This is a genomic window from Rhodococcus sp. IEGM1339 (genome assembly GCF_050321925.1).
GTDB lineage: Bacteria > Actinomycetota > Actinomycetes > Mycobacteriales > Mycobacteriaceae > Rhodococcus > Rhodococcus pyridinivorans.
In genome coordinates this window covers 68,177-81,143 of record NZ_JBNQFT010000005.1, presented here as the reverse complement: position 1 = coordinate 81,143, position 12,967 = coordinate 68,177, and the positions used below count along the sequence as shown (strand labels likewise).

The window sequence follows — 12,967 nt, the reverse complement described above, 5'->3', positions numbered from 1 at the left end:
GATTCAGCCGGGTGTGACGAGACCGGACTCGTAGGCGAGCACCACGGCCTGTGCCCGGTCGCGCAGGTGCAGTTTTGCGAGAACCTTGCCGACGTGGGTCTTCACGGTCTGCTCGGCGACGAACAATCGTTCTGCGATCTCGGTGTTCGACAGGCCGTGTGCGATCAGTTCCAGTACCTCGAGTTCGCGCGGGGTCAGCGGATCGAGGACGCGGTCGCGCCCTCTCGCCGGCCCGCGCCGGCTGGTGACGTCGGCGATGAGGCGACGGGTGACGGTCGGCGCGAGCAGTGCCTGACCATCGGCGACCACCCTCACGGCCCGCACGAGTTCGTCGGCGGGGGCGTCCTTGAGCAGAAACCCGCTTGCTCCCATCCCGAGCGACTCGTAGACGTAGTCGTCGAGGTCGAAGGTGGTGAGCATGAGCACCTTCGACCGCGGCTCACGGGTGTCGGCAAGGATGCGCCGCGCCGCGTCGAGACCGTTCATCTCGGGCATGCGCACGTCCATGAGGACGACGTCGGGCCGCAGTCGCGCGACCTCCGAGACAGTCGCTCGACCGTCGGGGGCATCGCCGACGACGCTGATGTCGGGCTGGGCTCCGAGCAGTGCTCCGAAGCCCTGCCGGACCATTGCCTGGTCGTCGGCGATGAACACGGTGATGGGAGGGTGCGGTTCGGTCATCGGCACCCACCTTAGGCCCCGGTCAGCACCGGGAGAACCGCTCGGACCTCGAAACCGCCGCCGGGGCGGGGATGGGCGACGAGTTGCCCGCCCACGACGGACGCACGTTCGACCATGCCGAGGATTCCGTTGCCGCCGCTGCGGTCCGACTGCCGAACGGTGGTGTCGACCTGACCGGGCGAGGCCGGCCCGTTGGTCACCTCCACCGTGACGGTCGCCGGCTCCCACTGCAGTCGTGCGGACACGCGGGCGCCGGGTGCGTGCCGGGCCGCGTTCGCCAGAGACTCTTGCAGGATCCGGTAGACGGTGAGTCCGACACCGTCGGAGACGGGTGCGGGGACGCCGACCGTCTCCGTCTCGAGCGCCATCCCGGCTCGGCGGGAGGACTCGAACAGCTCACCGATGCGGTCGATGTCGGGCTGCGGTTCGTGTTCGGGGAGCTGCCCGTCGCTGCGGAGTACTCCGAGCAGGGTGCGGACCTCGTTCAGCGCCTCCCGTGCGGTCGCACCGAGGGCGTCGAATTCGGCGCGCACGTCGTTGTTCACGTCCGGGAGCCGGTAGGGCGCGCTCTGCGCCTGCACGACGATCATCGACATGTGATGGGCAACGATGTCGTGGAGGTCGCGTGCGATGTGGGCCTTCTCCTCGAGGATGGCGCGCCGTGCACGTTCGAGCTCGCTGGCTTCCTCCTGCTGGGCGAGTTGCCGTCGGGAGATCATCAGCCAGCGCACCAACAGCCCGAACACCACCAGCGCGCTGATCCCGATCCCCCAGCCCCAGCCGTCGCTGCCGGGGACGAAGGCCGCGAAGAGCAGAACCGTCGAGACCCAGACGACGAGGACGATCCGGATCTCCTCGCGGATCGCCACGGCGAACACCAGCGCGAGCATCACCATGATGTGCACGACCTGCCACGGATAGTCGTAGCCGGGGACCAGGTCGAACGCTATCGGGATGACGAGTCCCGCCGCCGCGGCCACCGCCCACCCGAGCGCCGGCCGGACGAGCACGAGGAGGAACGGGAACACCGCCATCCCCGAGATCAGCGGCAACAGGGGTGGGGAGACGTCGTGGGTCAGGGGCAGCGTCGGCCACGCGATCGCATAGAGGACCAACGTCACGGTGACCACGGTGATGACGCTCCACCGTCCCCGGCCCAGGCGTCCCGCGGTTCTCACGCCGGACTTCGCAAGCTCTTTCACCTCACCCACGCTAGGAGCCGGGGTCTCGACTGTCCTCATACCTGGGGGTGAGATCCTCATAGCTCTGCGGGTGGTGTCGGCCTCCTCGAGATCGCTCCGTCGCGGGGTCCGGTGCAGGGCTGCGCGTTCCTAGCGTCACCGGCATGACAGTGAGATCCGCAGCGGTCCGAGTCGCGTCGGTCGCCTTCCTCGCCACCGCAGCATATGCCGCCGTGCCGGGGGCGCTCGCCCACTCCGCCGCGCCCCCGACGGAGGACGCCGCGGCCGCAGCGACGGTGACGGCGCTCGTCGCCGACGACGCGGAGGGAGCACTGTCGTCCCTGCCGGCCGATTTCACCGCCGTGATGGGGTATGCGCCGATCGTCGAACAGTGGGCGGACGGGACGACGGTGCTCGCCGACCCCGAAGGTGACTGCTCCGCCCCGGTGCCGCTGCCGGCGGCGTTCGAATCGGCATGCCGGGTGCACGATCTCGGGTACGACCTCCTGCGGTACGCCCACACCACCGGTGGCGAGCTGGACACCGGTGCCCGCCGCGACCTCGACGGTCTGTTCGCACGGCATCTCGACACCGTCTGCCGCTCCGAACCCGGCATCCCCTCCTGCACGCCGATCGCAGGGATTTCTTCTGCAGCAGTGGAATTCAACTCGTGGCGACAGGGTCACCGGACACCTGTCGCGGAATCGCCGTGGGCCCTGGCCGTCGCTGCGGGCTCGGTCGCTCTGGGCTTCACGGCACGAAAGGTACGGCGATGACGATCCTCACGGTGGTTCTCGCGACGGTGATCTCCCTCGCCCCTCCCCTGCTGCCGCGACAGTCGGTCGTGCAGGGCGTCGTCACAGGGGTGTTCGTCCTGGTCGCGCTGGCCGTTCTCCGTCTCGTCGTGACCGCGAGGCGGCGGACCGGTCGGGCTCCGCGGCCGGCGAGACCGGAACTGCGTGTGCCCGTCGGCCTCGTCGGCGGATCCGTCGTTCTGGTCACGGCCGCCGGTGCGCATCGGTGGCAGAACGGTCTGCGGGAGGCGATGGCGGTCCCGGCGCTGGATGTGCGCTGGTGGCTGGAGGCACTGGCAGTCGCGATCGTGGTCGTCGCGGCGCTGCTCGCCCTTCCGCGCCTCGTGCACCTCCTGTCGCGACGCGGGGTGGCGGTGGCCGTCGCCGCGACGCTGGGAATCGGCGCCACGGTTGGGATCGGCACCACGGCGGCCTTCTCACCCGGAGGGGCGGTCGACACGGTCGCCTCCCCCACCGCGCTCTCGGCGGGATTGTCGGGTGGCGTGGGATCGGCGGTGTTGTGGAACCGGTTGGGTCGAGAGGGGCAGAAGTTCGTGTCCCTGCCCTCCGAGGGGTCACCGATCCGGATCTACATACCGTTGTCAGCCGCGCCGGATCCGTCTGCGCGCGCCGAGTTCGCGGTGGACGAACTCCGCCGGGCGAGAGCCTTCGACCGACCGCATCTCGTGGTGGCCGTGCCGACCGGCTCGGGCTGGGTCGATGCCGCTGCGGTTCGCGGCTTCGAGGACCGGTGGGGCGACGATGTCGCCATCGTCGCCCAGCAGTACTCGGACACGCCGAGCTGGGTGACCTTCGTCCTCGATCGCGGTGCTGCGGAGGAGGAGGCCCGCGCGCTCGTCACCGCCTTGCGGGCGCACCTGTCCACGCTGCCCGACGAGCGACGCCCCGCCCTGCACGTCTACGGGCAGTCTCTGGGAGCGTCCGGCGCGAGCGCCGTCTTCGACGACGAACCGGAGCCGTGTGCACTGTTCCTCGCGGGGCCACCCGCGGGAGTCCGCACCGCCGGTGCGAGTGTCCGGGCGAACACCTCCGACCCGGTGGTGTGGTGGCGGCCGTCGCTGCTGTGGTCGCCGCCCGATCTGTCGCATGCGCGCGCCGATGCCCCGACCCCGCCGTGGCTGCCGGTGGTGTCGTTCGTGAACACGACGGTGGACCTGCTCACCTCGCTCGAGGCGGCACCCGGTCACGGTCATCGCTACGGCGACGATCAGGCGCGGTGCACCTCCGCCGACGGGTAGATCGCGCCCACACGGATCGGCGTCCGGATACACCGCGACCCGCCGGCCGACGAACGGCACGACGGGTCGTGGTGTGGGAAAGGATCAGGCGACGATGGGTCCTCGTGCCGCCTCGAAGGCCGCACCCACGCGGTACAGGCGCTCGTCGGCCAGGGCCGGGGCCATGATCTGCAGACCGACGGGGAGACCGTCGTCCGCCGAGAGGCCGGACGGCACCGACATCGCGCAGTGCCCCGCGAGGTTGGTCGGGAGCGTGCACAGGTCGGACAGGTACATCGCCAGCGGATCGTCGACCTTCTCGCCGAGCTTCCACGGCGTGAACGGGCTCGTGGGCGAGACCAGCACGTCGACCTGCTCGTAGGCCTTGTCGAAGTCCTGCGCGATGAGGCTCCGGACTTTGAGTGCCTGACCGTAGTAGGCCTCGTAGTAGCCGGAGGACAGCGCGTAGGTGCCGATCATGATGCGGCGCTTGACCTCCTTGCCGAAACCGGCGGCGCGGGTCGCGGCCATGACCTGCTCGGCACTCATCGTGCCGTCGTCGACGCGCATGCCGTACCGCATCGCGTCGAAGCGGGCCAGGTTGGAGGAGACCTCCGACGGCAGGATCAGGTAGTACGAGGCGAGCGCGTACTCGAAGTGCGGGCACGAGACCTCGACGACCTCCGCACCGAGCTTCGTGAGCGTCTCGACCGCCGCATCGAACGACGAGAGCACGCCGGGCTGGTAGCTGTCGGAGTGCAACTCCTTGACCACGCCGACCTTCAGGCCCTTCAGGTCGCCGGCCGCACCCTGGCGCGCCGCCTCCACGACGGGACGCACGGGGGCGTTCACCGACGTCGAGTCGCGCGGGTCGTGCCCGGCGATGACCTCGTGCAGCAGCGCCGTGTCGAGGACGGTGCGGCCGCAGGGACCACCCTGGTCGAGCGACGACGCACAGGCGACGAGGCCGTACCGAGAGACCGTGCCGTAGGTGGGCTTGGTGCCGACGGTGGCGGTGACAGCGGCGGGCTGGCGGATCGAGCCACCGGTGTCGGTGCCGATCGCGAGGGGTGCTTGATACGACGCGAGCGCCGCAGCGGAACCGCCACCCGAGCCACCCGGGATACGGCTGGTGTCCCACGGGTTGCGGGTGGGGCCGTAGGCCGAGTTCTCGGTGGACGAACCCATCGCGAACTCGTCCATGTTGGTCTTGCCGAGGATGGGGATCCCGGCCTCGCGCAGCTTCGTGGTGAGCGTCGCGTCGTAGGGCGAGACCCAGCCCTCGAGGATCTTCGAACCGCACGTGGTGGGCATGTCCGTGGTGGTGAACACGTCCTTGAGCGCGAGCGGCACACCGGCGAGCGCCGAGGCCGGTTTCTCGCCCGCGGCGACGGCACGGTCGACCTCGTCCGCGGCGGCGAGCGCCTGCTCGGAGGCGACGTGCAGGAAGGCGTTGTACTCGCCGTCGACCTCGGCGATGCGATCGAGGTGGGCCTGGGTGACCTCCACCGACGACAGTTCGCCGGCATGGATCTTCGACGCCAGAGTCGCGGCGTCGAGGCGTGTCGTATCCGTGCTCATTCGCCCTCTCCCAGGATCTGCGGGACCGAGAAGCGATCCTCCTCGACGGCCGGCGCACCGGAGAGCGCCTGCTCGGGTGTGAGACCGGGGACGACGACGTCGGGTCGCGTCACGTTGGTGACGGCGTTCGGGTTCGCCATGGGAGCCACATCGTCCGCGGCCACCTCCGACACCGCCTTGACGTGGTTGAGGATCGAATCCAACTGACCGGCGAACTCGTCGAGTTCGGCATCGGTCAGCGCAAGCCGGGACAACCGGGCGAGATGCGCGACCTCGTCACGGGAGATGGCAGGCACCGTGAATGGCCCCTTTCCGATGGAGAGTGAACGTCCTGTCCAGGGTAATGCGTCCTGGAAGCGACGGCGCACGCGGTTCGGCGACATCACTCGTCGCCCGGTCGGCGTCGCGTCCCGTCCGCCGATGTTGCAAGCTTCGCAACGCTGTGTTGCGTTCGTGTGACATGCACCGTCGCGACCGGGGATTATCGATGGGGTCGGCATAATTTCGGATCTGCGCCGTCCCGGACGCCGGCGCCGAGGTGCAAGGATGTGGTCTGCCAGAGGTCGACACGGGCCCCTGGGCCGGCACTCGGATGCCGGCGCACCATGTGCCGTCGATGTGGCGTTCGTCGACGGCACGAAACCGACTGGGGAAAGGACTCACGTGTCGTACCTCTTGCGTGTCAGGCTCCCCGATCGTCCCGGTAGCCTCGGCTCGCTCGCCCTGGCGCTCGGTTCGGTCGGCGCCGACATCCTGTCGCTCGACGTCGTCGAACGCGGCACGGACTTCGCGATCGACGATCTCGTCGTCGACGTCGAGCCGGGCAAGCTCCCCGACACGCTCCTCACCGCGGCCGAGGCCCTGCCCGGTGTGACGGTCGACTCGATCCGTCCCTACGCCGGAATCCTCGACACCCATCGCGCACTCGAACTGATCGATCACGTCGCCGCCGCCCGCGACGACCGCATCCAGATCCTCGTCGACGGTGCTCCCCGGGTGCTCCGCGTGGGTTGGGCGACCGTGCTCGGAGTCGGCCCGAACGGCATCTTCCGCCTCGCGGGGAGCCCGGGTTCGCCGGAGACCCACCTCGACGGCGTCCCCTGGATGCCGCTCGCCGAGGCCACCCTGCTCGACCACGACGGTGAGTGGGTGCCGCAGCTCTGGCGCGACATGGACACGATGCTCGCGGCCGCTCCCCTCGGCTCGCCCGAACGTGTCCTCGTCCTCGGCCGCCCCGGCGGACCGGAGTTCCGTCCGTCCGAGATCGCACGCATCGGTTACTTCGCGGGCATCGTCGGCACCGTCCTCCGATAGTCCCCCGGGTTCCGGTCGCAGCTTCGGGAAAGGGTCTCAGCCGACGACGAGCCTGTGCGCCTGCGCGATCGCTTCCTCACGCGAATGCACGCCCAGTCTCCGGTAGAGGGAACGCAATTGGGTCTTGACGGTGTTGAGGGTGACGAACTGTTCCTTGGCGATCGTGCTCGCCGTGCCGCCGGCGAGCAATGCGTCGAGGACCGCGCGCTCGCGTGGGGTCAGCCGTACGACGACACGGATCTCGCGGAAGATGCCGTACTCGGCCATCGCCGGGTCGAGATCGATCGGCAGGTCGACCCCGAGCGACAGGATGTGGCGCACGGCCGAGGGCGGGACTCCGACGAACGGCCGTGTCACCCCGGCATGTTCCGCCAGCACCACGGCCCGCTGGAGATGCCGTCGCGCATCGGTGCGGCGACCGAGTCTCAGAGACGCCACCGATCCGATCAGGGCGAGTTCCGCACCGACGGCCGGACAGTGCTCACGGGCGGCATCCCCACGATGCACGATCACCTCCGCGCCTCCGGGATCGCCGCCGAGCAGACGCAATCGCGCACGGGCCGGAGCCGTGAGGGGGTGCGTCGAGCTGTCGACCAGCTCGCGCGCCGCGCGGGCCTCGCCGAGCGCGAGGTGCAGGTCGGCACGCGCGGCATCGACCAACACCGCGGAGATACCGGTGAGGCGATGGGAGAAGTGCTGAAGTTCCGAATCGATGTACAGCAGGCCGTCGTCGGGCACACCGCTCAGCAGCGCCAGTCGCCCCCGCGCGTACATGACGGCCGCCCACAACTCTTCCGTGTGGCGGGGAGTGCCGAGTTCGGAGAGCGCGCGGAAGGCCGTGCCGGTGTCGAGTCTGTCGAGGGCCACGAGCGCGGTGGCGACCAGGCCCGCCGTACGGATGAGGGCCTCGGCCTCTCCCATGATCGGCGGATGCCGGAGCTCCTCCTCGATCCACCGGGTCGCCTCGTGGGTCCGGCCCCGGAGGGCTTCGAGGAGCGCGAGTTTGCCCGCGGCCTCTCGCTCGACGAACACACCGCGACCCGCCGTGTGGGCACGGCGCAGCATCGTTCCGGCATCGGTGGTGCGTCCGCCGAGGAGGTAGACGGTGCCGAAGTTGAGGTATTTCAGTCCGTGGGCGTGCCGGGTCGTGTCGTCCAGCGTCTCGAAATTCGGCACGGGTTCGGTGGCCAGGCCGTCGCACACTTCCATCGCCTCGTCGTAGGCACCCTGCATCCGGAGACTTCCGAGGCGAAGGATCGTTTCGAAGGATCGAGGGAAGGCCCACTGTTCCGGCTCTCCCGCCTTGTTCCGGGCACGGGTGATCGTCCGCAGCGACGCGACGGTGCGATCGTTGGTCGTCATGTGGTCGGGGAGCAGCTCGAGCAGCACGATCCCCAGGGAGCGGAGCGATCCGCTTCCGTACAGCGCCACCCAGTTCTTCTCGACGATGTCGATCGCGCATCGCCAGTCGCGCCGCTCCACGGCATGTTCGAGGGCGATGTCCGGACGCGAGCGCTGCAACCAGTAGTCGATGAGAGCCGACCGCGCATCCCACAGCTCCTTCGGGTATTCGGCGCTGCCCACCCGCAGGAGTGATCTGTGGACGACCTCGGGATAGCGCCAGGCGGTCTCGCCGTCCGTGGAGTCCTCGTCCGTCGAGCAGGCCTCGATCAGTCCCGACTCGGTCAGCGCGGTGAGGAAGGCGTCGCTGTCGTCGATGTGCGGTGGAGCCGAAATCGACGACTCCGTCACCGTGTTGGGTGCGGCGGAGACGAGGACCGAGCGGGAGGACAGTGCCAGTGAGGGATCCGCGGCCACGACATGCATGACGACGAGATCGACGGTCGAGTCGACCAGGACGTCGAGGGCGTCGGTACCGTAGACCCGATCCGGCTTCTCGGCGCGCAGCGTCGCACACACCGCCGCGACGAATGCGGCGAATCCTTCGGTGCGGCGGGTGATCCACTCGATGGTGCGTTGGTCCCGCGCAAGTCCGAAGAGCCGGAACAGTGCAGCGGTCTCGTCCACGGTGAACGCCAGGTCGTCGTCGCCGACGATCGTCCTGTGCGGGTGTCCGTCGACAAGTTCGGCCCACGAGCCTGCGGCCCTGCTGGTGACCACCATCCGCACCTGCGGCCCGAGCCGCAGCAACTGCCCGACCCGGTCTTCGATCGCTTCGACCGACCGGACACCGTCGAGCACGAACATCACGGGCCGGGGGTGCCGGACCAGTATCGAACACAACGAGTCGAAGGAGCCTTCCGCCGCAACGGGTTCGTCGACTCCGAGGGAGGTGCACAGCGACGATGCCACCGTCGACCAGTAGGTCTCGGGTGTGACGTCGTGCGCGGGTTCGGGAATCACCACCGGCGCCCACTCGGGACACGGGTCGGTCGCCAGCCACGTGTCGACGAGGGTCGTCTTGCCGGAGAAGGGGCCACCGAGGATCACGGCGAGTTCGGAATGCGCGGACAGAACGGAGAACAATCGGCGACGGGACAAAGGCAGTGTTCTCGGCACGTCCACTATCCCTTTCGCATCCGGGCAGCATCGCCCCCGAAACGGACTCACAAGTATGTGCAAATATTAGCAGCCGGCGGGGGAAATGACGGATTTCGCCGGGATTCCGATCGCGCGTCAGGAATCACATCGAAGTAGTCCCGCACCTCCATTCACACGGTCCACGAACGGATCTCACGTCGGCGGGGGAGAAACTCGGTGAGCTTCTCCCCCGCTGCGACTTCGTTCAGTGTGCGAATGCCTGGTCGGTGTGGCCGCGACCGACACCCTCGCGGAGATATCCGACTACATCGGCGATGTCTTCACCGAGCTTGTGGGCGATGTCCCGGCTGAAGCCCTCGCGAAGCACGATTCGCAGGACCGCGACGTCCTCCGCGTCGGCCGGCATCGTGTAGGCCGGAACCTGGAATCCGCGGGCCCGCAATTCGTGGGAGATGTCGAACACCGTGAAGCCGGGGTCGCCCGTCACCTCGAAGGAGATGACCGGCATGGCGGAGCCGTCCGTGATGATCGCCATGTTCTCGATCTCGGAGATCTGCTTCGACAGCATGAGCGCGGTGTCGCGCAGGGTCTCCATGATCTGCGTGTACCCGGCGACACCGAGCCGGATGAAGTTGTAGTACTGGCCGATGACCTGGTTACCAGGACGCGAGAAGTTGAGCGTGAACGTCGGCATGTCGCCACCGAGGTAGTTGACCCGGAAGACCAGGTCCTCGGGCAGATGTTCCTTCGAGCGCCAGACGACGAAACCGATACCCGGATAGGTCATGCCGTACTTGTGACCACTGACGTTGATGGACACGACCCGCGGCACACGGAAGTCCCATTCGAGGTCCGGATGGAGGAAGGGCACCACGAAGCCACCGGAGGCGGCGTCGACGTGCAACGGGACGTCGGGACCGCCGGAGGCCGCGAGCTCGTCGAGCGCGGCGGCGATCTCCGCCACCGGCTCGAGTTCACCGGTGAAGGTGGTGCCGAGGATCGCGACGACGCCGATGGTGTTCTCGTCGACCGCTTCACGGACCTGCTCGGGGGTGATGACGTAACGGCCGGGCTCCATCGGCAGGTACTTCGGCTCGACGTCGAAGTAGCGGCAGAACTTCTCCCACACCACCTGCACGTTGCTGCCGAGCACCAGGTTCGGCTTCGACGCGTCCTTGCCGGCGGCCCTACGGGCCTCACGCCAGCGCCACTTGAGCGCGAGACCGCCGAGCATGACGGCCTCGGACGAACCGATCGTCGAGACGCCGGTGGCCGACGACGGATCGGCCGGATCGAGGTTCTCGGCGTGGAACAGGGCCGCGACCATGTTGACGCAGCGGGTCTCGATCTCCGCCGTGGCCGGATACTCGTCCTTGTCGATCATGTTCTTGTCGAACGTCTCGGCCATGAGACGACCCGCCTGCGGATCCATCCACGTGGTGACGAAGGTCGCCAGGTTGAGCCGCGAGCTGCCGTCGAGCATCAGCTCGTCGTGTATGAACTGGTACGTCGCCTCCGGATCGGTCTCCGACTTGGGAAGTCGCAGAGCAGGAATCGGGTCGGTACCGAGTCTGCCGGTGAAGGCAGGTGCGAGTGTCTCGGCTGGAGCATTGGACTCTGACATGGTTTCCTCCATTTCCCGCATCGAACACTCGTCGATCCGGTGACTTCAGGACATACGGGGCGGCTCTCACACCTCGATCGGCGGGTACAGCCTCTCCATCGTGTAGCGGCGGTTGCGCCGAACCGACAGGGCACTCAGCGTCAACGATACGAGCAGGATTCCGGCCAGGACAGCGATTGCGATCCACAATCGCGAATCGATGTTCTCGGCGACGGTGAGCTGCCGCAGACCGTTGACGGTGTAGGTCATCGGGTCGAACGGGTGGATGTACTGGAACGGCTTCGCCGTGGTCGGCACGGGGTAGATACCGCCGGCCGAGACCAGTTGCAGCATCAGGAAGGCCAAGGTCACCACCCGACCGACGGCGACGCCGAAGATCGCATTGAACGCTTGGATCATGGCCAGATACGTTGCGGAGATCAAGATCAGGAACAGGATCGTCCCCACGACGTGCTTCACGTCCAGTCCGACGCCGAAATGGACCACCGTGTACATCACGACCACCTGCAGGATGCCTACCAGCAGAGCCGGCCAGTACGACGCGAGGACCGTGCGGTAGGCACCGAGTCCCGCGACGGTGGGCCGCGACTGCAACGGGGTGAGCAGCATCCAGGTGATGATGCCGCCGACGAACAGGGCGAGCGACAGGAAGAACGGGGCGAAACCGGTACCGAAGGTGGGTGCCTCGTACGTGTAGTTCTGTTGCAGAGCAACCGGAGTCGACAACGTCTCGGCGGTGGCGGTGCGTTGTTCGTCCGTCCAGTTCGGCACCTGGGTGGCACCCTGGCTCAGGGCCTGCGCGAGTTCCTGCGAACCCGACTGCAACTCGACCATGCCCGAGGACAGCTCTCCTGCTCCGTCGGCCAACTGGACACTGCCGTCGGTGAGTTGGACGAGACCGGAGTTCAGCGTGGCGGCACCGGAGCTCAGTTCGTCGACACCGCTGCGGAGTCGGTTCACGTCCGCCGCCAGTCCCCCGTTCGACAACGTCGCCAGAGCTCCCTGTAGCGGACTGTTCGGGTTGCCGAGTTGATACTCGAGTTGTTCGGCGCCTGCCTGCAGACGCATGATCTCAGCGCGTAGGGCGTCGGCATCGGAGGCCGCCTGTTGCGCCGTCAGCGGTGTCAACGCGGTGATCGCCTGCTGCACGACCGGATCGGAGCTCCGGTTCAGGATGTCGACGACCTGCTGTACGGCCTGGTTCACCGTCGACTGCGTGGTCTGCGGTACCCGCGATTCGAGGGCGTCGAGCGAGGCCCGCAGCTCCGCTGCCTGCCCGGCGACACCCGAGAGGGCACCGCTGTCGAGCGCGCTGAGCAGCGGACCCGTCACGCCGTCGATCGCGGTGGCGAGTTCGTTCGCGCCGGTAGCGAGCTGCGCCGACCCGTCTCGCGCCGTGACCATGTTCGTCGCGAGCTCCTGCGATCCCGAAGCGAGCTGGTCCGCGCCGCTCTTGGCCGTGTCGATGCCGTCGGCGAGTTGCCCGGCACCATCGGCGGCCTGCTTCAGACCCGAGCCGGCGCTCTCGAGACCGGTGAGCACGGTCCCGACACCTTGGGCACCGATCGTGGAGTTCACCTGTCCGATCACCTGTTCGGACGCGTCCTGCCCGATGATCGTCGCGAGATAGTTGTTCGCGTCGTTGAAAGTGAAGACCAGATTCGCCTTCTCCGGGTTGTCGCCGTTGGGGGATTCGACCGCTTCGGTGAAATTCTCCGGAATCGTGATGGTGTAGTAGTACTTTCCGTCGGCCAGACCCGCGACGGCGTCCTCTTCCGACACCTCCGCCAGATCGAGCTGACCGGATGCGATGAGAGACTTCACGACCTGATCGCCGGCGTCGACCTGTTCCCCCGTCGACGAACGACCGGTGTCGTTGTTGACGATCGCCGCGGGAATCTTGTTCACCGCACCGAACGGATTCCAGAAGGCCCACAGGTACATGGCCCCGTACAGCAACGGCATGAGAATGATCGTCGCGATCGCGATGCGCGGCATCGTGCCGCGGAAGTATCGCTTCGAGTCGCTACCGAGAGAGACGCCTGCGAGCAC

10 protein-coding genes are annotated in these 12,967 nt (G+C 67.9%); 3 read left to right on the top strand and 7 right to left on the bottom strand.

Annotation, left to right across the window (positions count from 1 at the left end):
* Positions 1-3: 3 nt before the first annotated feature.
* Together ACQR3U_RS08395 and ACQR3U_RS08390 are read right to left on the bottom strand one after the other, a co-directional pair.
* Positions 4-681 carry a response regulator gene (locus ACQR3U_RS08395; RefSeq protein ID WP_230810325.1) on the bottom strand — a complete coding sequence of 226 codons (678 nt, stop codon included), beginning with the start codon at positions 679-681 and terminating at the stop codon, positions 4-6.
* 11 nt (positions 682-692) lie between these two features.
* A complete protein-coding gene (locus ACQR3U_RS08390; protein ID WP_372477568.1) occupies positions 693-1,859 on the bottom strand; it encodes a sensor histidine kinase in 1,167 nt (388 codons plus the stop codon).
* Positions 1,860-2,026: 167 nt separating this feature from the next.
* Between ACQR3U_RS08390 and ACQR3U_RS08385 the strand changes: the two genes are divergently transcribed.
* Together ACQR3U_RS08385 and ACQR3U_RS08380 are read left to right on the top strand one after the other, a co-directional pair.
* Positions 2,027-2,638 (top strand): hypothetical protein, encoded by a 612-nt coding sequence (locus ACQR3U_RS08385; protein WP_006554546.1) that lies wholly within the window; start codon positions 2,027-2,029, stop codon positions 2,636-2,638.
* Positions 2,635-3,915, top strand: coding sequence for an alpha/beta-hydrolase family protein (locus ACQR3U_RS08380; RefSeq protein WP_230810323.1), 1,281 nt, complete (start codon positions 2,635-2,637; stop codon positions 3,913-3,915). The genes ACQR3U_RS08385 and ACQR3U_RS08380 overlap by 4 nt, the downstream gene beginning before the upstream one ends.
* 84 nt (positions 3,916-3,999) lie before the next feature.
* Here ACQR3U_RS08380 and gatA read toward each other — a convergent pair whose 3' ends face one another.
* Complete coding sequence (gene gatA / locus ACQR3U_RS08375; RefSeq protein ID WP_006554548.1) at positions 4,000-5,475, bottom strand: Asp-tRNA(Asn)/Glu-tRNA(Gln) amidotransferase subunit GatA; 1,476 nt, start codon at positions 5,473-5,475, stop codon at positions 4,000-4,002.
* Positions 5,472-5,771 carry an Asp-tRNA(Asn)/Glu-tRNA(Gln) amidotransferase subunit GatC gene (gene gatC / locus ACQR3U_RS08370; RefSeq protein WP_006554549.1) on the bottom strand — a complete coding sequence of 100 codons (300 nt, stop codon included), beginning with the start codon at positions 5,769-5,771 and terminating at the stop codon, positions 5,472-5,474. The genes gatA and gatC overlap by 4 nt, the downstream gene beginning before the upstream one ends.
* 367 nt (positions 5,772-6,138) lie before the next feature.
* Between gatC and ACQR3U_RS08365 the strand changes: the two genes are divergently transcribed.
* Positions 6,139-6,789, top strand: coding sequence for an amino acid-binding protein (locus tag ACQR3U_RS08365; RefSeq protein ID WP_230810322.1), 651 nt, complete (start codon positions 6,139-6,141; stop codon positions 6,787-6,789).
* 36 nt (positions 6,790-6,825) lie between these two features.
* Here ACQR3U_RS08365 and ACQR3U_RS08360 read toward each other — a convergent pair whose 3' ends face one another.
* From ACQR3U_RS08360 to ACQR3U_RS08350, 3 genes are all read right to left on the bottom strand, one after another.
* Entirely contained in the window at positions 6,826-9,309 is a 2,484-nt protein-coding gene (locus tag ACQR3U_RS08360; RefSeq protein WP_230810321.1) for a LuxR C-terminal-related transcriptional regulator, read from the bottom strand.
* A gap of 226 nt (positions 9,310-9,535) precedes the next feature.
* On the bottom strand, positions 9,536-10,927 hold the full coding sequence (locus ACQR3U_RS08355; RefSeq protein WP_372477560.1) for a glutamate decarboxylase: 1,392 nt from the start codon (positions 10,925-10,927) through the stop codon (positions 9,536-9,538).
* Positions 10,928-10,981: 54 nt separating this feature from the next.
* On the bottom strand, positions 10,982-12,967 hold the full coding sequence (locus ACQR3U_RS08350; RefSeq protein WP_230810319.1) for a YhgE/Pip domain-containing protein: 1,986 nt from the start codon (positions 12,965-12,967) through the stop codon (positions 10,982-10,984).